Raw genomic sequence first — 2,134 nt, forward strand, 5'->3', positions numbered from 1 at the left:
GGCCAGTCGAAGGAAAAATTCACAAACTCATCGAAGATATCACTCACAAAATACATCCGGCTTTCTGTGCGGCCATGGCCTGTTTTTCGGGTCATATAGCTATCATCTTGCCATTGGTTCAGCTTCTCCAAAGAGAAGTGATGATCAAAAGCCTTTTCAAGCTTGCCCTGATTGCCTTTGACCGTCAGCCTCCTTTTCGACTATGGCCCGGGGCATATCTCGAATTTCAGGGGGTTTCATGATTTTTCCCTGGTTAGGCGCGCTACACCTGCCTGAGATGGTTAATATTGATAGCCATGACTTCATGAGATGCAAAATAACTGTATGCTCTCAAATCATCGGTTAATACTAAACAATCCAAACTCTTCGCAGCTAAAATTACTGATATATCAGTGATGCCCATATAGCTGAATCCTTCAGCACTAATGACTTCATCTTTTTCAATATACAGTTCATTTACTTCATATAATGTAGGTAATATTGAAACTATGAATTCTTTGAACTTGATTTCATTTATTTTTTCAAGAAAGTTCCACGTTTCAGCTAAAACTTGAGGTGTAACTACAATTCTGGAAAACTGAGATACATATTCATTTAGCCAGTGGAAATCCTGCTCTGTATACATTGCAGTTCGTTTAAACTTTGGTACAAACTCTGGTTCATACTTGCCAACCAAGTATAAAACGAGAAGGTTAGTGTCTAGAAATGCACCCTGTTTTTTGTACCGTACTAACAAATCGGCAAGCATTAGAAATATTAAACTGTGCGTATTTTCATATATATCACGTCGCCAGATTCAGCATCAATTTTAAATATTTTATAGCTTGTTACTCTATTACCTACGCTTCCAAGTGCAAAAAGATCAGACATTCCTAATGTGATCAACCAAGAACCATCATCATCAAGTTCAATTTCTTCAATGGAGAGCTTTACACTTTGGGATGTAATAGACTCAAAATATTTTGCAGCAATCTGAGCTGCTTCTTTTGCATCAATAGCCATAAATTTTCCTAAATCTGTTTAACTAATAAGTTGGTCTAATATTAGACTCTGATAGGGTTTTTAAACATTTCATTTTGAGTGAAGTGACTAAGTCCAAAACTCAGCATCTTCCTACCGGTCTATACAGCGTACCCATGTACTCAAAAACACCTGATTTTGCAACCATAATACAAGATGCTACCAGCAAACCGTTGTACTCATGAGCTGCTTGAGCGCATAACGCCTAAATCAGGTGCTCCGCAGGCGTCACCTGGATGCAATTGGTATATTTCGTTACTCAACATATTTGGGGTACAAGATATCTTGAGCTGGCATTTGACCATATTGTTTAATTAATCTGTCTGCTTCAAGCTCAAACTCATGGCTCGCTATACAAGCATCCCAGATAGATCTGGCAGATCCGCCCAAGAAATTAGAGGATGAATGAACAACCTCATAAATATTTAACTCGACTCTCATTGCTTTGAAATCCATTTCACTCCATGGTTTCCACCCTTCTTTGGTTAAATACCAGTAGTTTTCATTCTTTGATATGGATTTTGGATAACATTGAGAGTCTGAGTTCCAATATGTTGAATAGCTTTCGTGCGTCTGCTCGACATATGCTAAAAACTGCCTTTTAGCGGAATTATCAAAACTATGATTTTCCTTTAGTAAGCTGGCGAAGTTGTTTTCATTCTTCTCTGTGATGGATATGTCTATTGGCAGGGATGAAATCAACCCGTTATAAGATTTATACTCGAAGGATTTTGCAAAAATTTCTTGCAGACGAGTTTTTTTTATGGATAAATCTTCGTCTTTTAGGGCCTTATGTAGGGTTTCCACAATTGAGTGGAGTTCGTTTTTAGAGCTTACTTTCATTTCAATTCTCCAGTGCCTACCCCGTTTACTTACCAGCAAATCAAAATGAAACTATTGATTGTATGTCTTTTAGTGATGACTAGAGTTGGGGCTCAGGCCTCATCAAAGCCTATGCAGCCTTCGCTACATTGAACTCGAGGTTACATGAAATATTTAATATGGTCAATGTTTCTCAGTGCGAGATGTAGAAATATAACGCCGAGGTTTGTGGCAACCGGAACAGAGCGAAGCGGCGAGTAGGTTGACCCAGCAGCACACGACAGTGTGATGC

The 2,134-nt window shown here is 38.7% G+C and carries 4 protein-coding genes; 1 reads left to right on the forward strand and 3 read right to left on the reverse strand.

All coding sequences use genetic code 11. From position 1 onward, the window contains the following. Positions 1-242 (forward strand): hypothetical protein (locus KDK19_RS15240; RefSeq protein WP_257292288.1); only part of this gene is annotated, 242 nt, incomplete at its 5' end. A 20-nt stretch (positions 243-262) separates the two neighbouring features. On the opposite strand, the gene KDK19_RS15245 is transcribed toward KDK19_RS15240, so the two are convergent. The 3 genes from KDK19_RS15245 to KDK19_RS15255 form a co-directional block, all read right to left on the reverse strand. Next, positions 263-736 carry a hypothetical protein gene (locus KDK19_RS15245; RefSeq protein ID WP_257292289.1) on the reverse strand — a complete coding sequence of 158 codons (474 nt, stop codon included), beginning with the start codon at positions 734-736 and terminating at the stop codon, positions 263-265. Positions 737-756: 20 nt separating this feature from the next. Beyond that, positions 757-1,002 carry a hypothetical protein gene (locus tag KDK19_RS15250; protein ID WP_257254962.1) on the reverse strand — a complete coding sequence of 82 codons (246 nt, stop codon included), beginning with the start codon at positions 1,000-1,002 and terminating at the stop codon, positions 757-759. Positions 1,003-1,275: 273 nt separating this feature from the next. After that, on the reverse strand, positions 1,276-1,863 hold the full coding sequence (locus KDK19_RS15255; protein ID WP_257282288.1) for a hypothetical protein: 588 nt from the start codon (positions 1,861-1,863) through the stop codon (positions 1,276-1,278). Between the last annotated feature and the right edge of the window lie 271 nt (positions 1,864-2,134).

Origin of the sequence: Endozoicomonas sp. ONNA1, from assembly GCF_024606325.1 — a bacterium.
Lineage (GTDB): Bacteria > Pseudomonadota > Gammaproteobacteria > Pseudomonadales > Endozoicomonadaceae > Endozoicomonas_A.

Excerpts from the sequence above, each read along its gene's own strand:
- KDK19_RS15250 (WP_257254962.1), bottom strand. The coding sequence starts at position 1,002 with ATGGCTATTGATGCAAAAGAAGCAGCTCAGATTGCTGCAAAATATTTT.
- KDK19_RS15255 (WP_257282288.1), bottom strand. The coding sequence starts at position 1,863 with ATGAAAGTAAGCTCTAAAAACGAACTCCACTCAATTGTGGAAACCCTA.